Origin of the sequence: Nitrobacter vulgaris, assembly GCF_002028545.1 — a bacterium.
Classification (GTDB): domain Bacteria; phylum Pseudomonadota; class Alphaproteobacteria; order Rhizobiales; family Xanthobacteraceae; genus Nitrobacter; species Nitrobacter vulgaris.
This window is the reverse complement of the sequence record NZ_MWPQ01000042.1, coordinates 36408-54340: the sequence shown is the minus strand read 5'-3', so window position 1 is coordinate 54340 and position 17933 is coordinate 36408. Positions and strand designations below refer to the sequence as shown.

General features: G+C 62.1%; 21 protein-coding genes. 15 read left to right on the top strand and 6 right to left on the bottom strand.

Going from position 1 to position 17933, the window contains the following annotated elements; translation table 11 throughout:
- The first annotated feature begins 46 nt into the window (after positions 1-46).
- The 5 genes from B2M20_RS11190 to B2M20_RS11170 are packed head-to-tail and all read left to right on the top strand — an operon-like array spanning position 47 to position 5318.
- Positions 47-1273, top strand: a complete 1227-nt coding sequence (locus B2M20_RS11190; protein ID WP_079447125.1) for a PepSY-associated TM helix domain-containing protein — start codon at positions 47-49, stop codon at positions 1271-1273.
- Positions 1273-1803: a thiamine pyrophosphate-binding protein gene (locus tag B2M20_RS11185; protein WP_079447124.1), complete on the top strand. Its 531-nt coding sequence runs from the start codon at positions 1273-1275 to the stop codon at positions 1801-1803. The genes B2M20_RS11190 and B2M20_RS11185 overlap by 1 nt, the downstream gene beginning before the upstream one ends.
- Entirely contained in the window at positions 1800-2126 is a 327-nt protein-coding gene (locus B2M20_RS11180; RefSeq protein ID WP_079447123.1) for a hypothetical protein, read from the top strand. Before B2M20_RS11185 ends, B2M20_RS11180 begins: the two co-directional genes overlap by 4 nt.
- Before the next feature lie 13 nt (positions 2127-2139).
- A complete protein-coding gene (locus tag B2M20_RS11175) occupies positions 2140-3372 on the top strand; it encodes an efflux RND transporter periplasmic adaptor subunit (RefSeq protein WP_244553493.1) in 1233 nt (410 codons plus the stop codon).
- The gene (locus B2M20_RS11170; protein ID WP_079447121.1) at positions 3369-5318 is read left to right on the top strand and encodes an ABC transporter permease; all 1950 of its coding nucleotides are present in this window, start codon (positions 3369-3371) and stop codon (positions 5316-5318) included. Before B2M20_RS11175 ends, B2M20_RS11170 begins: the two co-directional genes overlap by 4 nt.
- Before the next feature lie 17 nt (positions 5319-5335).
- Here B2M20_RS11170 and B2M20_RS20675 read toward each other — a convergent pair whose 3' ends face one another.
- A complete protein-coding gene (locus tag B2M20_RS20675) occupies positions 5336-5746 on the bottom strand; it encodes a hypothetical protein (RefSeq protein ID WP_087881165.1) in 411 nt (136 codons plus the stop codon).
- A gap of 47 nt (positions 5747-5793) precedes the next feature.
- Here B2M20_RS20675 and exbB point away from each other — a divergent pair, with 47 nt between their 5' ends.
- The 5 genes from exbB to B2M20_RS11145 all read left to right on the top strand — a co-directional run bounded on the left by exbB (position 5794) and on the right by B2M20_RS11145 (position 8889).
- A complete protein-coding gene (gene exbB / locus B2M20_RS20670; protein WP_087881164.1) occupies positions 5794-6492 on the top strand; it encodes a tonB-system energizer ExbB in 699 nt (232 codons plus the stop codon).
- A gap of 6 nt (positions 6493-6498) precedes the next feature.
- Positions 6499-6981: a TonB system transport protein ExbD gene (exbD, locus tag B2M20_RS11160; RefSeq protein WP_079447119.1), complete on the top strand. Its 483-nt coding sequence runs from the start codon at positions 6499-6501 to the stop codon at positions 6979-6981.
- Complete coding sequence (locus B2M20_RS11155) at positions 6978-7775, top strand: energy transducer TonB family protein (protein ID WP_079447118.1); 798 nt, start codon at positions 6978-6980, stop codon at positions 7773-7775. Before exbD ends, B2M20_RS11155 begins: the two co-directional genes overlap by 4 nt.
- The gene (locus B2M20_RS11150) at positions 7772-8344 is read left to right on the top strand and encodes an invasion associated locus B family protein (RefSeq protein ID WP_244553492.1); all 573 of its coding nucleotides are present in this window, start codon (positions 7772-7774) and stop codon (positions 8342-8344) included. Before B2M20_RS11155 ends, B2M20_RS11150 begins: the two co-directional genes overlap by 4 nt.
- A gap of 104 nt (positions 8345-8448) precedes the next feature.
- Complete coding sequence (locus B2M20_RS11145) at positions 8449-8889, top strand: hypothetical protein (RefSeq protein ID WP_079447117.1); 441 nt, start codon at positions 8449-8451, stop codon at positions 8887-8889.
- A 39-nt stretch (positions 8890-8928) separates the two neighbouring features.
- Here B2M20_RS11145 and B2M20_RS11140 read toward each other — a convergent pair whose 3' ends face one another.
- The 3 genes from B2M20_RS11140 to B2M20_RS11130 all read right to left on the bottom strand — a co-directional run bounded on the left by B2M20_RS11140 (position 8929) and on the right by B2M20_RS11130 (position 12298).
- Positions 8929-9492 carry a nitroreductase family protein gene (locus B2M20_RS11140; RefSeq protein ID WP_079447116.1) on the bottom strand — a complete coding sequence of 188 codons (564 nt, stop codon included), beginning with the start codon at positions 9490-9492 and terminating at the stop codon, positions 8929-8931.
- Between the two features lie 145 nt (positions 9493-9637).
- Positions 9638-11680 carry a threonine--tRNA ligase gene (gene thrS, locus B2M20_RS11135; RefSeq protein ID WP_079447115.1) on the bottom strand — a complete coding sequence of 681 codons (2043 nt, stop codon included), beginning with the start codon at positions 11678-11680 and terminating at the stop codon, positions 9638-9640.
- A gap of 144 nt (positions 11681-11824) precedes the next feature.
- Positions 11825-12298: a copper uptake system-associated protein gene (locus tag B2M20_RS11130; protein WP_244553491.1), complete on the bottom strand. Its 474-nt coding sequence runs from the start codon at positions 12296-12298 to the stop codon at positions 11825-11827.
- A gap of 28 nt (positions 12299-12326) precedes the next feature.
- Between B2M20_RS11130 and B2M20_RS11125 the strand changes: the two genes are divergently transcribed.
- The 3 genes from B2M20_RS11125 to B2M20_RS11115 all read left to right on the top strand — a co-directional run bounded on the left by B2M20_RS11125 (position 12327) and on the right by B2M20_RS11115 (position 14636).
- On the top strand, positions 12327-12689 hold the full coding sequence (locus B2M20_RS11125; RefSeq protein ID WP_079447113.1) for an ArsC family reductase: 363 nt from the start codon (positions 12327-12329) through the stop codon (positions 12687-12689).
- 286 nt (positions 12690-12975) lie between these two features.
- A complete protein-coding gene (locus tag B2M20_RS11120) occupies positions 12976-13620 on the top strand; it encodes a DUF47 domain-containing protein (protein WP_079447189.1) in 645 nt (214 codons plus the stop codon).
- Between the two features lie 14 nt (positions 13621-13634).
- Entirely contained in the window at positions 13635-14636 is a 1002-nt protein-coding gene (locus tag B2M20_RS11115; RefSeq protein WP_079447112.1) for an inorganic phosphate transporter, read from the top strand.
- Here the strand turns inward: B2M20_RS11115 and sugE are convergent.
- Positions 14629-14943, bottom strand: coding sequence for a quaternary ammonium compound efflux SMR transporter SugE (gene sugE, locus B2M20_RS11110; protein ID WP_079447111.1), 315 nt, complete (start codon positions 14941-14943; stop codon positions 14629-14631). The genes B2M20_RS11115 and sugE overlap by 8 nt on opposite strands.
- 179 nt (positions 14944-15122) lie before the next feature.
- On the opposite strand from sugE, the gene B2M20_RS11105 reads away from it, so the two are divergent.
- Positions 15123-16742, top strand: a complete 1620-nt coding sequence (locus B2M20_RS11105; RefSeq protein WP_079447188.1) for a peptide chain release factor 3 — start codon at positions 15123-15125, stop codon at positions 16740-16742.
- Positions 16743-16882: 140 nt separating this feature from the next.
- Here B2M20_RS11105 and B2M20_RS11100 read toward each other — a convergent pair whose 3' ends face one another.
- Positions 16883-17176, bottom strand: a complete 294-nt coding sequence (locus B2M20_RS11100) for a hypothetical protein (protein ID WP_244553490.1) — start codon at positions 17174-17176, stop codon at positions 16883-16885.
- A 171-nt stretch (positions 17177-17347) separates the two neighbouring features.
- Here B2M20_RS11100 and B2M20_RS11095 point away from each other — a divergent pair, with 171 nt between their 5' ends.
- A complete protein-coding gene (locus B2M20_RS11095; RefSeq protein WP_079447109.1) occupies positions 17348-17932 on the top strand; it encodes an NnrU family protein in 585 nt (194 codons plus the stop codon).
- Position 17933: the final 1 nt, after the last annotated feature.

Here is a 17933-nt window from a genome sequence, read left to right as displayed (position 1 = left end):
TGCTCGAACGTCTCTAACTATAGGGTCGCCATTCTTTGACCTGCGGATGTCCCGTGGCGGGACAACCAGCGCGCCGAGGACAGCAGGAGTGAATGGAACCGCATCGCGTAAGACCTCAGGTGCCCGCCTGTGGTTCGTAATTCACGGTTGGCTTGCGCTGCCGATCTGGGCGTTTTTGTTCTTCGTTTGTCTGACAGGGTCGATCGCGACCGTCAGTCAGGAGATCATGTGGTTGGCATCTCCGATGGAGCGGGCCAATGCTCCCACGAATGACGCGCGGCTGCTCGGTTATGACGAGATACTGGCGGCGGTTGAGCGCGAGGTGCCCGGTGCTCGGGTGAGATTCATCTCGCGGCCGGTGAAGTCGATCTTCGCCCTGGGGGTGCAAGTGACACGCCCCGATGGCAGTTCCGCCAAGTTGTTCGTCAATCCATACACTGGCGTGGTGCAGGGCGAGCAGGGCACGTTCGATTTTCGTGATTTCACGCGCGCCTTGCACGGCTGGCTGTTGATGCCGTTCGACAGTAGCTTCCCGATTGGGTGGTACTTTGTCTCGGCCTTGTCGGTTCCACTGCTTGGTTCGCTGATCACAGGGATCGTCGTCTACAAGCGGTTCTGGCGTGCCTACCTGCAGCCCCGCCTTCGCATCGGCAAGGGCAAGCGCATCTTCTGGGGCGACCTGCACCGGCTGGCCGGGGTGTGGTCGATCCCATTCATCGCCATTATGGCGGTGACCGCAAGCTGGTTTTTGATCCAGGCGATTCTCAGCGACAACCACATTTCGATTTCAACGGCAGGTGTGCCGCCCGTGGTGGCGCGCACCGACGTGCCGGTGGTCGCCGAGGGCGCGCCGGCGCCGCGGATCACGCTGGGGCAGGCGGCCGAGATCGTGCATGCTCAGCTGCCTGATCTTGAGCCCAGCTTCGTGGAACTCCCGGACAGCGCCTACGGCCAAATCAGCGTCGGTGGGCGCGGCAATTATCCGCTGATTTTCGAGACGGTGGAGGTCAATCCCTACAACGGCAAGGTGGAGCGGGCGCGGCGCGTGTCCGACCGCTCCGCGCTCGAGCTCGTCACCGGCTCGATGCGGCCTTTGCACACCGGCGATTTCGCCGGCGTGTGGCTCAAGCTCATCTACCTGCTGTTCGGTCTGACGCTGACCACACTGGTGTTTTCCGGGATGATGGTGTGGACCAGGCGCACCGCGATCGAGACAGTGAAGATCGTCCGCGACCGCAGACATGTGCGGTTGGGGCTGGAGGCGACTGAGTAATGGCGGCGCTCGTATCCCCATCGCGCAATGCGTCGCTGTGGCAGCGCTGGCGATTCCATCTCAGCGCCTTGATGCTGATCGTGCCGATCGTTTCGGCGCCGGCCTTCTTCCAGGCAGATGCATTGTTCGGTGGCAAGAAGGGCCTCGGCGAGCGCGATATCGGCGAGGTTGTGGTTGGTCCGTGGACCGCGCGGATGGCCGAGTTCAAGCTGATCGAACCGGAGGCGGAAGGGCGTGCGGGTTACACCAAGTCTTTTGTCATGGCGCTGTGTCCGGCCTGCGTCGATCAGGTGAAGGCGGCATACTTGCGCGTCGGCAAGCCGCGCAACGTTCGTACCGCGGGCGCGCTGTTTTCGGGTACCCCTTATCGACAGTTTGCGGAAGTGCGGATTCCGGAGAAGGCCAGTGCTGACGGTATGTTGTGGGTGACGTTCGAGGGCTGGGACGGCGCGCTATACCAGACGTCGATCCCGATCCGCACAGCCTCGCCCTTGACTGCGGCCTGGCTCGAGAAGAGGGGGCGGATATGAAGGGGCTCTGGAAAGGCGGACTGACCATCGCCACCTTCGGCGCGGTGTCTTTCTTTATCGGTGCTGCCTGGGCGCATCCGCCGTTTTGTATCTGCAAGATGATCGATGCGACGATGGTGGGTTGCGAAGGCGGATTCGCGGACGGCACCGGCGTTCCCGGGGTGAGGCTCGACGTCGTTCGCTACGACGAGACGATCATCCTGCAAACAAGCTTCGGGACCGACTCGACCGTCAGCTTCCGCAAGCCTGACGGCGAGTTCTATTTGCTGTTCGACGCTGGCCCCGGCCAGTCGTTCGACGTCGACTACAAAGACATTCAGTGAGCGGATGCCGACGATGAACGCCCCGGTGCCTCCTGACGATGTCGATGGCGTGACGCTGCTGCCGGCCTGGACCGCGCCGGCGCGGCGAACGCGCGGTTCTCGGCGGCTCGTCCTGGGGGTGAGCGTTGTCACACTGGCTGTGCTCGGCACCCTTGCTTTCATGGGATTCCGCGCGCCGTCGCCGGACAGCCTTTATGAGACCGTTGCCGTCACGCGGCAGGACATCGAGAGCACCGTTGCCGCGACCGGTAAAATACAGCCGCGCGCTTATGTCGATGTCGGCGCGCAGGTGTCCGGCCAGTTGAAGCGTCTTCACGTTGCCGTTGGCGACGAGGTGACCGCGGGGGCGGTCGTGGCGGAGATCGACGCCGAGATGCAGGCGGCCAAGGTCGAGGGCATTGAGGCGGACGTCGCGCGGTTGACCGCCGAACTCGCCGAGCAGGAAGCCGGGCTTGCGTTTGCAAAACGCAATGCCGAGCGCCACCTGACGCTGTCTCAGAGCAGCGCAGTTTCGAAAGTCGCTTTTGAGACGGCGGAGCGCGACCGCGACATCCTGATCGCTCGTATCGACGCTTCCAAAGCCCGCATCCGTCAGATGCAGGCCGATCTTCACGCGCAAAAAACAGCATTGCGCTTCGCCCGTATCACCGCGCCGATGGCGGGCACCGTGGTTTCGTTGGACGCGAAGGAGGGGCAGACCCTCAACGCGAACTATGATACGCCGCTGGTGCTGCAAATCGCCGACCTCGATACCATGACGGTGTGGACAGATGTGTCCGAAGCCGACGTCGTCAAGCTGCGTGAAGGCATGCCGCTGTGGTTCACCACATTGGGCCGGCCGGACCGCAAGTGGCATGCAACGCTCCGGCAAATCCAGCCGGCGCCGCGCCGGCCCGACAAGAAGGTCGAGGCCAAGGCTGCAACGCAATCGGGCAATGTCGTACTCTACACGGCGCTGTTCGACGTTCCCAACAAGGATGGCGGCTTGAAAGCCGGAATGACCGCACAGGTATTTTTCGTCACCGCCGCGGCGCAAAACGCCCTGGTCATTCCAGTGTCGTCACTCAACGAAAAAAGCGAGGTTCGCGTTCTTCAGGGAGACGGGACCATCGCCGTCCGCAAGGTCGAGACTGGTGCCCGGACCCGCTTCCTCAGTGAAGTCACGAGCGGCCTCGCCGGTGGCGAACGGATCATCACGGGCGTGAAGGCGTCCGGTCCGCCCGCTAAGCTGAGGGTGGAGTCATGAACGCATCGCATGTTCCGCTCATCGACCTGACGGGCATTTGCCGCTCCTATCGTAGCGGCGATGTTGTTACCCGCGCGCTGCGCGGCGTCGAGCTGTCGATCTATTCCGGCGAGTTCGTCGCCATCGTCGGCGCCTCCGGATCCGGCAAGTCGACGCTGATGAATATCATCGGCCTGATCGACCGGCCGACGCAGGGCATCTACCGTTTTGCGGGACAGGATGTCGCCGGGCTCGATCGTGACGGTCTCGCTGCGCTGCGTCGCAATTCCTTTGGTTTCATCTTCCAGCAGTATCATTTGATCTCGACAGTAAGCGCGCTAGGCAATGTCGAGATGCCGGCGGTTCATGCCGGCGCGCCCCGCGCTTATCGTCATCGCCGCGCGTCCGCACTGCTGGCGCGGCTCGGCCTTGCCACGCGCATGTTCAATCGGCCGTCGCAGCTCTCGGGCGGCCAGCAGCAGCGTGTCTCGATCGCGCGCTCGCTGATGAACGGTGGCGCGGTGATCCTCGCTGACGAGCCGACGGGCGCGTTGGACAGCAAAAGCGGCACGGAAGTACTGGGGATCCTGAAAGAGCTTGCCGGCGCCGGGCACACGATCATCCTCATCACTCACGACTCGAACGTAGCCGCCGCGGCTGAGCGCATCATCCGGATCGAGGACGGACTGATCGCCTCTGACAGCGGTCGCGACGCTGGAAGGGTTCCGCGCTCCTCGGTTGCCGTTGCTGCACGGCATGCGAATGGCACCTCGCCGCCGCTGTGGGCCTGGCTGGAGGAAGCGGCCCGCTCTGCCTTCGCCGCGCTTGCGGTCAATCCGGTTCGTACGGCGCTGACCCTGAGCGGCATCGTCATCGGCGTTGCTTCCGTCGTCGCCATGATGGCGATCGGGCGCGGCGCGCAGGCGTCGTTCATGGAGCGGGCCTCCGCCATCGGCACCAACTGGTTGGTGGTCAGCCGTGCGGGCGAATCCGCAGTGACCAGCATGCCGCTGACTCTCGCCGATGCCGAGGCGATCAAGGATCTTGCCAACGTGTCCGGGTCGATGCCGGCCTTGTGGGAAGCCGGCATATTGCGGCACGCCAACACGGATATGAACGCCGAAGTAATCGCCACCACGGCCGAGTTTCGGACGGTTCACAACTGGGATACGGCGAAGGGAATGTTCTTTACGAAGGAGGATGAGATCAGCGGCAACGCCGTGATGTTGCTCGGTGCGACCCTCGCGTTAAAACTGTTTCCCAATATCGCCGATCCTTCCGGCAGCCACGTTTTGGTCAACAACATTCCATTTCTTGTCACCGGCGTGCTCGAGTCCAAGGGCCTTTCCGAGAAGGGCATGGATCGGGACAATAACGTGGTGATGCCGCTTCGGACGGCTGCGATGCGACTCTATGGTAAGGACGAGCTGTCGGAGATCGTTGTCTCCATCGCCGATATGTCCCGTCTGCAACAGACCAAGGACGCCATCAAGTCGCTGTTGATCCGCCGCCACGGTCGCGAGGATTTTTGGCTGCACGATGCGGCGTCCGCCTTCCGCAAGGCCGAGGATGAGCGCCGCTCAAGTAATCTTTTGCTCGGCGCCATCGCCGCGATTTCGATGCTGGTCGGCGGTATCGGCATCATGAACATCATGCTGATCACCGTGGCCGAGCGCACCAGGGAAATCGGTGTCCGTGCCGCGATCGGGGCCAGGACCGCGGACATCCTGGGCCAGTTCCTGACCGAGGCGATCGTTTTGTCGGCAATCGGTGGCGTGTTCGGGTTGCTGCTCGGCGTGCTGATCGGAATAGCCGCAGCCACACTGTTCGGCATGACGGTAATTTTCTCGATCACGGCAGCGATCGGCGCGGTAACGGGGGCAGTGGTTATGGGAACGCTGTTCGGCTTCATGCCGGCGTTTCGCGCGGCGCGGCTTGATCCTGTCGTGGCGCTGTCAAGTCAATAGGAACAAGGAACGGGGAATCATGACGGGATTTGTAACAAGGGCGACACGTCTTGGGTTTGTCGTCGCGCTCGCCGTTCTGGCGATTGCGGCGCCGGCGACTGCGCAGCAGCAGAGGGAGCATCCGGCTGCGGCGGGATCTGGGCCGTCGGCGCATCCCGCGACGCAGCCTTCACCGCGGTCGGCGTTACCGACGCAGCCATCATCGTCAGTGCCGATGTCTTCCCAAGCAGCATCGACGCCGATGCAGCCGTCCGCGCAGCCATCGTCCGCATCGCCAACGACACCGCCGTCGTCGGTGACATCGCCCACGCCGTCGTCTTCTTCGGGTGTACCTGCGGCTGAAGCTTCGTCCGGGGAGGCACCGGCGGCATCGTCTGACGCGGCCGCGCCTCTGGATCAATCAGCTGCGCCGGCTGCCGCGCCAGCATCGGATGCCTCGTCCTCCACGCTTCCGCAAGACCTGTCGCCGTGGGGCATGTTCATGCAGGCCGACATCATTGTGAAGGCGGTGATGATCGGTCTGGCGTTTGCGTCGCTGGTGACGTGGACGATCTGGCTGGCGCGGGGGCTGGATCTGGCGGCTTCGCGGCGGCGGGCACAGAGCTGCTTGCGCAAGCTGGAGCGCGCCGACACTCTTGCGGCGGCACGGGCAGAGATCTCTGAGGGGTGGACCGGCAAGGGCCCGGTGTCTGATCTGATGGAGGCGGCGGAGAACGAATGCAGGCGCTCGAACGATCTGTCCTCTGAGGGCATCAAGGAGCGTCTGGCCATCGCGCTGTCGCGGATCGAGGCCAAGTCGGGGCGCGACATCGCCCGCGGCACGGGCTTGCTTGCGACCATCGGGGCGACCGCGCCGTTCGTCGGGCTGTTCGGCACGGTGTGGGGCATCATGAACTCCTTTATCGGCATCTCGCATTCCAAGACCACCAATCTTGCGGTGGTGGCGCCGGGCATCGCCGAAGCCTTGCTTGCGACCGCGCTCGGGCTCGTCGCCGCGATTCCGGCGGTGATCATCTACAACGTGTTCGCGCGTGCGCTTTCGAGCTACCGGGCGCTGCTGTCGGATGCCTCCGGCGAGATCATTCAGCACATCTCGCGCGACCTGGAACGTCAGGAGCGGGGGCTTGGACCGTCCGTGGTGCCGCTGTCGCGCGGCCGCTCCGCTGCGGAGTGAGCCCTCATGGCGGTATCTCTGAAGAACCCGCAGGACGGCGGCATCGACGAGCTGAGCGAAATCAACGTCACCCCGTTCATCGATGTGATGCTGGTGCTTTTGATCATCTTCATGGTGGCTGCGCCGTTATCGACGGTGGATGTCGCGGTCGACCTGCCGGTGTCGAATGCACAGCCGCAGCCGCGTCCCGACAAGCCGGTATTTTTGACGGTGAAGCAGGATCTGACGCTGGCGCTCGGCAACGACGAGGTGCCGCGCAATACCCTTCAGGCAACGCTCGATCAGCAGACCAGCAATGACCGCGAGCAGCGGGTGTTTCTGCGCGCCGACGGGACGGTGGCTTACAACGAGCTGATGAAGGTGATGAACCTGTTGCGCGAGGCCGGCTATCTCAAGATCGCGCTGGTTGGGCTGGAGGATACCGGACAGGTGCAAGCAGGTAGCGTGGCCGCCGGTAGCAGTGCGCCAGCGGCGGCTACCAAGCCATGAGGATCGATTGGCGCGATCCGGACGGGCGGCCGGAAGGCGCGGTGACCAGGGCCGCGGCGCTGCGCTGGACCGCGGCCGGGCTTGCGGTGGTCGCGGTGCACGCCGGCGGCATCTGGCTGGCGTTGCACTGGCCGGCGCAGGCCGAGACGCCGGGCGATCCGCCGGCCGCGATCATGATGGAGCTGGCGCCGCTGGCGGTGGCGCCGGAGGTGCCGCAGCAGGACATCGCGCCGGGGCCGCAGATGGAGGAGGCCGAGGAGGAGCAGCCCGAACCGGAGAAGCCGGTCGAGGAGAAGCCAGATCCGACGCCGCCGGAAGTGAAGGAGGCCGAGCTCAAGCCGCCGCCGACGCCGAAGGTGGAGAAGGCGGAGGTGGTGCTGCCGGCCAAGACGGAGCCGCCGAAACCGAAGCCGAAGAAGAAAAAGAAGAAGGCGCCGCGCACCACCGCACCGCAGAGTTCACAGGCGCAGCGCGCCGATCGCGCCGCCGCGCCCGCGGAAGGCATGGCCTCGTCGATGTCGCCGAGCTCCTGGCGCGGCGCGCTGATGGCGCATCTCAACCGCCACAAGCGTTTCCCGTCCGGTGCGGCGGGTGCGGGGGTTGCGACGGTTGCGTTCACGATCGACCGCTCCGGCCGCGTGCTGTCGGCACGCCTGGTGCGCTCGGCCGGCGACTCCGCGCTCGACGCAGAAGCCGCCTCGCTGCCGCGCCGCGCCAGTCCCGTTCCCGCCCCGCCGCCCGATGTCGGCGGCGGTTCAATCACACTCGCCGTTCCAATCAGGTTCAGTCGATGATGTCAGCCAATCTCACACGAACACGCCTGTTCACCCTCGCTGCCGCGATCACAGCAACGATGACTGCGGCCCAGGCCCAGCAACCGGCGGTGCAGCAGCCAGCCACATCAGCAGCAACGCTGCCGAACGGGGCCTCGTCGGTGAACGAGACCTTCGGCGACTGGACCGTCGATTGCCGGATCATCGAGCGGCGCAAGCAATGCTTGTTGTCGCAAGCGCAGGGCAACAAGGAAACCGGCAGGCGCGTCTACGCCATCGAACTGAACTCTGCCGTGGGCGGCAAGGTCGATGGCACCATCCTGATGCCGTTCGGGCTCAATCTCGACGCCGGCGCGGTGCTCAAGCTCGACGACAAAGACCTTGGAAAGGGACTGCGCTTCTCCACCTGCGTGCCGCAGGGCTGCCTGTTGCCGGTGAATTTCCCCGCCGCCGCCACCGACGCCATGCGCAAGGGCACGAAACTCGTGGTCGCCTCGCTCAACCTCTCCAGCAACGAGGCCGTCACCTTCAACGTCTCGCTCAACGGCTTCGGTCCCGCGTTGGCGCGCGCAACAGAACTCGCAAAATAGCGACAGTCGAGAGAACCGGTTTTGACGAGATCATGCTCAATCAAAAGACAGGCCAGGGTTGCAACGCAGTTGAGTCAAACATCCACCAAATCGGGAGATTGCCCATGCTGACGCTGGTTAAGGATGATCTCTCCGTCCAGCAGGAATCGCCGCCGCCTCAACGCGATTACAACCGGCGTCGCTTCCTCTCATGGCTCCGCGACGAGGTGGCGATCCTGCGCACGCTCGGTATGGATCATCGCCGCATCGCCGCGCAGCTCGATATCGAGGAGCACGACGTGCGGGCGTTCTGCCCCAAGCCGAGCGAGAAAGCTCCGCGCCGCAACCTGCCGCGTCGGGCCGTGGAGGCGTTGCTTCATGGCCGCTACGCCTCGCTCGGTGGCCGGACCGTCGCCAAGCGCAGTCGCTATCTCGTCGAGATCGCAACCGCCTACACCTGGGATGAATTGTTGTCCGAGCCGGGCGTCGGATCTGTCACCGCAAACCAGATCGTGCTCTGGCTCGAAGAACGAGACAAGACACTCAAGAGATCGGAAACGGAGTGATCGGCCAGCGCCCGCCACGAGATGCGAATGCTCGAACCGCTAGAATCGGGTGACGATATCCGACAGGGCTGGACGAGGCCGGTCCTTGCTGGGCTTGGTCGGCGTGCCGATATGAATAAAGCCCGCGAATCTTTCGTCCGACTTTAACCCGAGGCCGTCGAGCACGTCGCGATCGTAGGCGAACCAGCCAGTCAGCCAGTTCGCTCCATAGCCGAGCGCGGTGACGGCCGTGACGATATTCATGGCGCTGGCCCCTGCCGACAACACCTGCTCCCACGACGGCACACTGGGGTGTTGCTTTATGCAACTCACCACACCGATTACCAGGGGCGCTTCCATCAACTGGCGCTTTTCGATTTCGACTTCCTCCTTCGGTGCCGACGGATTCTTGCTCGCGTAGACACGAGCGATGACGTCGCCGGCGCGGGCGCGTGCATCGCCTTCGAACACGATGAATCGCCAAGGCGTTATCTTGCCGTGATCAGGCACGCGCGCGCCGATGGTGAGGATGATATCGATCTCCTCAGCCGAGGGGCAGGGCCCGCTCATGTCGCGTGGCTTGACCGAGCGGCGGGTGCGCAGGAATTCGATAATATCGGACATAAGTGCTCTCGTTGAACTTGCTGCCGCCCGCTTGGCTCGCGCAAGGGGGGACGCGATTGTGATCGATCTATTTGCGGGCGGGCGCGTGTTCCTTGGCAAAGCTTGCCGGCATGTAACTGATACGTATCTTTTTCGAAGCCCGCAGCTACTGCGGTATCTTGCGGTGTTGGATGTCCGGCGGCATGGCTTCCTCCACAAGCGCGGCAATGGCCTCACCGGTTGGCATCACCTTCTGGCCATCGCTACCGAGACGGCGGATGGAAACCGATTTGGTCTCAGCTTCCTTCTTGCCGACGACGAGCAAAGCAGGAATTTTCGCTAGCGAGTGCTCGCGCACTTTGTAGTTGATCTTCTCGTTGCGCAGATCGATTTCGACGCGAAGCCCCGCACGCCGCGCTGCGGCTGCGACTTCCCTGGCGTATTCATCACCATCCGAAGTAATGGTGGTGACGACCGCCTGCACCGGCGCGAGCCAAAGCGGAAAGTGGCCGGCAAAGTGCTCGATCAAGATGCCGATGAAGCGTTCAATCGATCCGCAGATCGCGCGATGCACCATCACGGGTGCCTTCTTGCCGCCATCGGCGTCAATGTAGAATGCGCCGAACCGCTCTGGCAGATTGAAGTCCACTTGCGTTGTGCCGCATTGCCAGTCGCGGCCGATGGCGTCGCGCAGCACGTATTCGAACTTCGGTCCGTAGAATGCGCCTTCGCCGGGATTGGTCTCAGTCTTGACCCGGTTGTTTGATGCGGCGATGCGCTTGAGAACATCCGCCATCACCGCTTCGGCGTGATCCCACGCCGCGTCCGAGCCCACCCGCTTCTCGGGGCGTGTCGAGAGTTTCACCGTCAGATCGCCGTCGAAACCGAAATCGGCATAGGTCGAAAGGATCAGTTCGTTGATCTTGAGGCACTCGTCGGCGAGCTGCTGCTCGGTGCAGAAGATGTGCGCGTCGTCCTGCGTGAAGCCGCGCACGCGCATCAGGCCGTGCATGGCGCCCGACGGCTCGTAGCGATGGACCACGCCGAACTCGGCGAGCCGCAGCGGCAGGTCGCGGTAGCTTTTGAGCCCGTGCTTGAAGAGTTGCACGTGGCCCGGACAGTTCATCGGCTTGATCGTGAACCAGCGCTTGTCCTCAGCCTCGTCGCCGGCCGACTGCGCCGCGAACATGTTCTCGCGATACCATTCCCAGTGGCCCGAGGTCTCCCATAGCGACTTATCGAGCATTTGCGGCGCATTGACCTCGTCGTAGTCGCCGGTGAGGCGGCGGCGCATATAGGCGATCACGGCCTGGAAGATGGTCCAGCCCTTGGCGTGCCAGAACACCACGCCTGGACCTTCCTCCTGGAAGTGGAACAGGTCGAGTTCGCGGCCGAGCTTTCGGTGGTCGCGTTTCTCGGCTTCCTCGATTTGCTTGAGGTAGGCATCGAGGTCTTCCTGCTTAGCAAACGCCGTGCCGTAGATGCGCGTCAGCATCGGATTATTGCTGTCGCCGCGCCAGTACGCGCCTGCCACCTTCATCAGCTTGAAAGCGTTGCCGATCTTGCCGGTGGAGGTCATGTGCGGGCCGCGACAGAGATCGAACCAGTCGCCCTGGTAGTAGATCTTGATCGGCTCGTTGCCGGGGATGGCGTCGACGAGTTCGACCTTGAAGGCCTCGCCCTTGTCGCGGAATACCTGCTTGGTCTTTTCGCGATCCCAGACGTCCTTGGTGAAAGGCTTGTCGCGCGCGATGATCTCGCGCATTTTTTTCTCGATCGCGGCAAAATCCTCGACCGAGAACGGCTCGTTGCGGAAGAAGTCGTAATAGAATCCGTTCTCGATCACGGGGCCGATGGTCACTTGCGTGCCCGGCCAAAGTGTTTGCACGGCTTCCGCCAGCACATGCGCGGCGTCATGGCGAATTAGTTCCAGCGCGCGAGGGTCGTCGCGGCTGATGAATTCGATTTTTGCATCCTGTTCGATCGGATCGACAAGATCGCTGACAACGCCGTCGAGCGCCATTGCCACCGTTCGCTTCGCCAGCGATGGCGAGATTCCCTTGGCGATTTCCAGGCCGGTGATGTTTCTCGGAAACTCACGTTCCGCACCGTCGGGGAAGGTGAGAACAACGTTGTCGGTGGGCGAGGCGGGCTTCAAGTTGGCGAGGCCATACCGGAATCCCGACGAGGGGTCTTGTTTGTCGGACATCAGTCTCTCCTGTGGCTCACTCCTGCGAACGAGCGCAGGTAAGCGGGATGCTGCGGTATAGCAGCCGATTTGCGGCATGCAACCGGTGAAAGCCGTCTCCGCCAAATCCCGAGGCGAAAGCCGCCTTTGTCCTTTTACCGTTGATCAGTGCGCCCGATCATGAGCCGGAGGGTGGTTGCCCGCCTCGTCCATCCGCAGCAGCCCCTCAAACCGGGCAAACATTGCAAGCCGGTCGGCCGGAACCGTTTGCTCGGCTTTCGCGAGCGCTTGGGCGAGTGCGTTTGCGACATCAGGGGCAATGCCGGCATGCCGCAAGGCCTCGGCGCTCCTGATTTCGTCTCCCGCGCAGAGGACTATGGTCCAGCGTCCGTGCTTGTTACGGAGGAGCGCCCGCCCGCCGGTCTCGCCCTGCGTCCAGCCCGCAATCGCATAGCCTGCCAGGGCGACCACAGGCGCGACATCCAGCTTTGCTTCCGGCTTGTCGAAGGTCGAATGGAGCAGATCGCGCACAGCGTCCTCGTCAGGCTCCGCGATCGCCGATCCGGCGAGGCCCCAGAGTACGATGAGTGCGGCAAGTAGTTTCGTCAGCACCGAAATCTCCTTATACATCCGCTTCATAATACAACAATCTCCGGAGCGCCTTGCGTTGACCAACACCATCTACGGCATCAAGAACTGCGACACCATGAAGAAGGCGCGCGCGTGGCTCGACGATCATGGCATCGGCTACAACTTTCATGACTACAAGACGGCTGGCATCGATGACGCCCGGCTCAAAAGATGGGTCGCAAAGCTCGGCTGGGAAACATTGCTCAACCGCGCCGGCACCACGTTTCGCAAATTGCCGGATGTGGAGAAGGCGGGATTGACGGAAGCCCGCGCATTGGCACTCATGATTGAACAGCCTTCGATGATCAAACGACCTGTGCTGGAGGCCGGTGGCAAGCTGCTCGTCGGCTTCAAGCCTGAGGTCTATGAAAAAGAGCTTCGACTGCCGAAGGCGAAGTGAAAGGGCTGCTTCGCTAATTTTCTTCACATCGCCGGCGTGAACGGGTCACGGTGATCCAGTCGCGATTTTCGTCGTCTGCGCGATGGTCCGCCGCAGCGGTGGTCAGCGAAATTGCTCATGATTTCAAGCAATCGTTGTGAATCCATCATCCGGGCAGGAGGCCCATAAACCGGTGGATGATCCCGGCGGTTGCGATGCCGATTGCCCACCTTTGCCGGAAATGGTTTATGACATCCCTGCGATCCGGACTGGCGGCCCGGTTCTTGTCTGCAAAGTGGATGTTGCGATGCTGCGTTTGTTCCGGTCCTTTCTGCCGAAAGAGGAGCGCTTTTTCGATTTATTTGCCCGTCATTCGCAGACAGTTGTGCAGGGGGCAGCTGCGCTTCAGGGAATGCTGAAGGGTGGTGAAGAAACGCCGGTTTTTTGCCAGCGGGTCAGCCAGCTTGAAAACGATGCGGACGGCATCACGCGCGAGGTGCTGACGGCGGTTCGGCGCACCTTCATCACGCCATTCGATCGCGTCGACATTAAAAACCTGATCACTTCGATGGATGACGCCATCGACCAGATGCAGCAGACGGCGAAGGCCGTGGTGCTGTTCGAGGTGCTCAGCTTTGAGCCGCCGATGCGTGAGATAGGTACGCTGATCGTGGAATGTGCCAATCTGGTCCATCGGGCGCTGCCGTTGCTGGAGTCGATCAGCAACAACGTCGCGATGCTGATGGCAATCACCGAGGAACTGGGCAAGCTGGAAGGCCGTGTCGATGATCTGCACGATATCGGCCTGAAGGAGCTTTTCTTGAAGCACCGCAACGCCAATGCCATGGACTTCATTGTCGGTGTCGAGATCTACGATCACTTGGAGAAGGTCGCGGACCGCTTCGATGACGTAGCCAACGAGATCAGCAGCATCGTCATCGAGCAGGTATAGGGCAGGGCCGCACCGTGGACGCCATTGGTCTTCCGGTCCTTGTCGGCCTGATCGCCGTCGCGCTGCTGTTCGATTTCCTGAACGGACTGCACGACGCCGCGAATTCGATCGCGACCATCGTCTCCACCCGAGTGCTGCGACCGCAATACGCGGTGGTCTGGGCGGCGTTCTTCAACTTTGTCGCCTTCATGGTATTCGGTCTGCATGTCGCAAATACCATCGGCACCGGAATCATAGATCCGAATGTGATTGACGCGCAGGTGATCTTCGCTGCGCTGGTTGGCGCCATTGTCTGGAACGTGGTCACCTGGGGACTCGGGATTCCGTCAAGCAGCTCGCACGCCCTGATCGGTGGTCTGGTCGGTGGAGGCATCGCCAAAGCCGGTCTTTCGGCGGCGGTCTGGAGCGGTCTGTCGAAGACGTTACTTGCGATCGTATTATCGCCGCTGGTTGGTTTTCTGCTTGCGCTGGTGCTGGTCGCCATCGTCTCATGGCTATCGGTGCGCTCGACGCCTTTCGCGGTCGATCGCGCATTCCGCATTTTTCAGTTTTTTTCGGCTTCGCTTTATTCGTTGGGCCATGGTGGGAATGACGCGCAGAAGACCATGGGCATCATTGCCGTGCTGCTGTTTTCGCAAGGTTATCTCGGCAGCGAATTCAGCGTACCGTTCTGGGTGGTGCTGTCCTGTCAGGCTGCAATGGCGCTGGGAACCCTAATGGGCGGCTGGCGGATCGTGCGGACGATGGGTCTTCGTATCACCAAGCTGACGCCGATGCAGGGCTTCTGCGCGGAGACCGGCGGCGCGGCCACACTATTCATGGCGACGTTTCTCGGCGTCCCGGTATCGACGACCCACACCATCACCGGCTCCATCGTGGGCGTCGGCGCGGCGCGGCGGTTGTCCGCGGTACGCTGGAACGTCGCCAGTTCCATCGTCTATGCGTGGGTCATCACCATTCCCGCATCGGCAATCGTCGCCGCGCTGGCCTATTGGGTCGTGGCATTCGTCAAGTAACAAGCTTTAGCCCGGCGATTCCGGCGACGATGAGGCCGATGCAGGCGAGCCGCGCCATCGTCGCCGGATCACCGAATAGCACGATGCCGAGAATTGCGGTTCCGACCGCGCCGATGCCGGTCCAGACCGCGTAGGCGGTACCGATCGGAAGCGTTTTGAGCGCCAGTCCGAGCAACGCCATGCTGATCGCCATAGCCGTCAATGTCAGCACCGACGGCATTAGCCGCGTGAATCCTTCAGTGTATTTAAGGCCGATCGCCCAGCCAACTTCCATCAATCCGGCGGCGAGCAACAAAAACCAGGCCATAAGGCCCTCCCAAATCATGAGGCAGGGCCGTCCCCGCAGTGGTCGTGTGAGATGGAAGGTCGTCCTTCCCCAGCCTTGATATGGGGCAGGCGGGAGCGCCCGGCAAGCTCCCGGCGGCGCTTGAGGTACGGGATGGAAACCCCTTGATCCGGCCGATTTTCCCTGCCACACGCTCGCTGATGTCCGACCTCGCTTTGCAGACTGACACGTCTCCGCGCTCGCCATTGGCGGCCGAAGTCGCGCGCCGGCGCACTTTCGCGATCATCTCGCATCCGGATGCCGGCAAGACGACGCTGACGGAAAAGCTTCTACTGTTCGGCGGCGCCATCAATCTTGCCGGGCAGGTGAAAGCAAAAGGGGAGCGACGCAATACCCGTTCCGACTGGATGAAAATCGAGCGTGACCGTGGAATCTCGGTGGTCACTTCCGTGATGACGTTCGAGTTCGATGGCCGGGTATTTAACCTGCTGGACACGCCTGGCCACGAGGACTTTTCCGAGGACACCTACCGCACCCTGACCGCGGTGGATTCGGCCGTCATGGTGATCGACGCGGCAAAGGGCATCGAGGCGCGCACCCGAAAGCTGTTCGAGGTCTGCCGTCTGCGTGATATCCCGATCATCACCTTTATCAACAAGATGGATCGGGAGAGCCGCGATACCTTCGAGTTGCTGGACGAGATTGAGAAGACTTTGGCGCTCGATACCACTCCGATGACATGGCCGGTCGGACGCGGCCGCGATTTTCTCGGTACCTACGATATTGCGACCGGCGGCATCCGCCTGCTCGAGGGCAGCGGCGCCAAGACCGGCGCGGCCGAACGGATCGACATCGCAGATCTCGCGGCGCGCAACGCCAATCTGAATGTCGATGAGGTCAGGGAGGAACTGGCGCTGGTAACCGAAGCCTGCAAGCCGTTCGAGCTTGAGGCATTTCGCGAGGGGCACCTAACCCCGGTGTATTTTGGCTCGGCGCTGCGCAATTTCGGCGTCGGTGATCTTCTGGAAGGACTCGGAAAGTTCGCGCCTCCTCCGCGCGCGCAGGAGTCCAATCTGCGCAAGGTCGAGGCCGATGAGCCGCGCATGACCGCCTTCGTATTCAAGATTCAAGCGAACATGGATCCCAATCATCGCGACCGCATCGCCTTTGCGCGTCTATGTTCCGGCAAGCTCACGCGCGGCATGAAGGCGAAGCTGGTGCGCACCGGCAAGCCGATGCCGCTGTCGTCGCCGCAGTTCTTCTTTGCGCAGGATCGCGCCATTGCGGATGAGGCTTTCGCCGGCGACGTGGTCGGCATTCCCAATCATGGTACGTTGCGGATCGGCGATACCCTGACCGAAGGTGAGGATGTCACCTTTGTAGGTGTGCCGTCGTTCGCGCCGGAAATCGTGCGGCGAGTGAGGCTAACCGATGCGATGAAGGCGAAAAAGCTGAAGGAGGCACTGCAGCAGATGTCGGAGGAGGGCGTGGTGCAGGTTTTCCGCCCGCGCGACGGCGCGCCTGCTCTCGTCGGCGTTGTCGGGATGTTGCAGCTGGATGTGCTGAAAGCTCGGCTCGATGCCGAATATTCGCTGCCGGTGGATTTCGAAATCTGCGAATTTCAGCTTGCGCGCTGGATTTCATCCGACGACCGCAAGAAGCTCGATGCCTTCATCGCCGCCAACGGCTCCGGCGTCGCTGACGACGTCGATGGCGACCCGGTATTTCTGGCCAAGAACGAATTCTATCTTGGCTACACACGAGATCGCGCCGAAGGTATCGTCTTTTCAAGCGTCAAGGACGTGAAGAAGTCGGCATAATCCCGCAACGAAAAACGGCCGGTGTCTGGACCGGCCGTTTCCCGAAAAACGCGTACTAGTGGAGTGAGTTTGACATTCGATAACCACTTTTGCAGCAAACCCGGCAAGCGAATGTCAAATTCAAGGTCCCACTAGAGCCACTAGCGCATCGAGCCGCCCGTGCGGGCGCTGCCGTTGATGTTCGCAGGCGGCGTATCTGCCGAGCCGGAGGCGCCAGCATCGACCCCGCTGCGCCCTGGCGCCGCGCCGACCGTACCCTTCGCCGATCCTTTCGGATGAACCTTCTGGGTATGCGCGGATCCGGACGCTCCTGCGCTGCCACGAATGCTGTCGTTCTGCTGTGCTTGACCCTGGGGTGAGAGCTGCTGGGCCTGGGCACCGGCAACTCCAAAGGCTGTGATAGCGGCGGCGGCGACGAGAAGTCTGACGTTCATTGAAAGCTCCATCTGGTTTGGTGGAGCGGTGATCGTGCGCTGGCGTTCTTCGTTTTTTTTAGGTGATTGCTAGGTGTTGTTGCGACGAAAACGTGTTTGCCTCTGTTATTGCGCCGTGTTGCCTGAAACTCCTCAAAAATGTTAATCGAGACCAGCTCATAGGAGGATACGATGGGACTACTCGTGATGATTGCTGGCCTTGTTGTGTTCCTCGGGGTGCATCTCGCGGCAACTAAGCGCGATTTTCGTGCGCGGTTAATCTCGTCCTATGGCGAAGGACCATACAAGGTCGGGTTTTCGCTGATCTCCGCGGTTGGTGTCGCGCTGATTGTGTGGGGATTCCTGGACTATCGCGCCACCGGCTGGATCGACGTCTGGCATCCGCCGCGCGTGATGAAGCACATCGCGGAAGCGCTGATTCTGCCCGCTATCATTCTTATGGTCGCGTCCTATATCCGCGGCCGTATCTACGCGAAGCTGAAGCATCCGTTGTTGGTAGGGGTGAAGCTGTGGGCGACGGCGCATCTGCTCGCCAACGGAGATCTCGGCTCGATCATTTTGTTCGGATCGATTCTTGCTTGGGCGGTTATCGATCGCATTTCGCTCAAACGCCGCTCGGATCCAAGCGGCCTACCGATTCCAGTCGGCGGGGTTCGCAACGACGTGATTGCGGTTATCGTTGGCCTCGTCCTTTATCTTGCACTCGGCGCTCTCTTCCATCCGTACGTTGTCGGCGTTCCCGTCTTCGGAGCCTGAG

Coding starts and splice junctions, on each gene's coding strand:
- B2M20_RS11190 (WP_079447125.1), top strand. CDS start 47: ATGTCCCGTGGCGGGACAACCAGCGCGCCGAGGACAGCAGGAGTGAAT.
- B2M20_RS11185 (WP_079447124.1), top strand. CDS start 1,273: ATGGCGGCGCTCGTATCCCCATCGCGCAATGCGTCGCTGTGGCAGCGC.
- B2M20_RS11180 (WP_079447123.1), top strand. CDS start 1,800: ATGAAGGGGCTCTGGAAAGGCGGACTGACCATCGCCACCTTCGGCGCG.
- B2M20_RS11175 (WP_244553493.1), top strand. CDS start 2,140: ATGAACGCCCCGGTGCCTCCTGACGATGTCGATGGCGTGACGCTGCTG.
- B2M20_RS11170 (WP_079447121.1), top strand. CDS start 3,369: ATGAACGCATCGCATGTTCCGCTCATCGACCTGACGGGCATTTGCCGC.
- B2M20_RS20675 (WP_087881165.1), bottom strand. CDS start 5,746: ATGCTGGCGCGGCAGCCGGCGCAGCTGATTGATCCAGAGGCGCGGCCG.
- exbB (WP_087881164.1), top strand. CDS start 5,794: ATGTTCATGCAGGCCGACATCATTGTGAAGGCGGTGATGATCGGTCTG.
- exbD (WP_079447119.1), top strand. CDS start 6,499: ATGGCGGTATCTCTGAAGAACCCGCAGGACGGCGGCATCGACGAGCTG.
- B2M20_RS11155 (WP_079447118.1), top strand. CDS start 6,978: ATGAGGATCGATTGGCGCGATCCGGACGGGCGGCCGGAAGGCGCGGTG.
- B2M20_RS11150 (WP_244553492.1), top strand. CDS start 7,772: ATGATGTCAGCCAATCTCACACGAACACGCCTGTTCACCCTCGCTGCC.
- B2M20_RS11145 (WP_079447117.1), top strand. CDS start 8,449: ATGCTGACGCTGGTTAAGGATGATCTCTCCGTCCAGCAGGAATCGCCG.
- B2M20_RS11140 (WP_079447116.1), bottom strand. CDS start 9,492: ATGTCCGATATTATCGAATTCCTGCGCACCCGCCGCTCGGTCAAGCCA.
- thrS (WP_079447115.1), bottom strand. CDS start 11,680: ATGTCCGACAAACAAGACCCCTCGTCGGGATTCCGGTATGGCCTCGCC.
- B2M20_RS11130 (WP_244553491.1), bottom strand. CDS start 12,298: ATGAAGCGGATGTATAAGGAGATTTCGGTGCTGACGAAACTACTTGCC.
- B2M20_RS11120 (WP_079447189.1), top strand. CDS start 12,976: ATGCTGCGTTTGTTCCGGTCCTTTCTGCCGAAAGAGGAGCGCTTTTTC.
- sugE (WP_079447111.1), bottom strand. CDS start 14,943: ATGGCCTGGTTTTTGTTGCTCGCCGCCGGATTGATGGAAGTTGGCTGG.
- B2M20_RS11105 (WP_079447188.1), top strand. CDS start 15,123: ATGTCCGACCTCGCTTTGCAGACTGACACGTCTCCGCGCTCGCCATTG.
- B2M20_RS11100 (WP_244553490.1), bottom strand. CDS start 17,176: ATGAACGTCAGACTTCTCGTCGCCGCCGCCGCTATCACAGCCTTTGGA.
- B2M20_RS11095 (WP_079447109.1), top strand. CDS start 17,348: ATGGGACTACTCGTGATGATTGCTGGCCTTGTTGTGTTCCTCGGGGTG.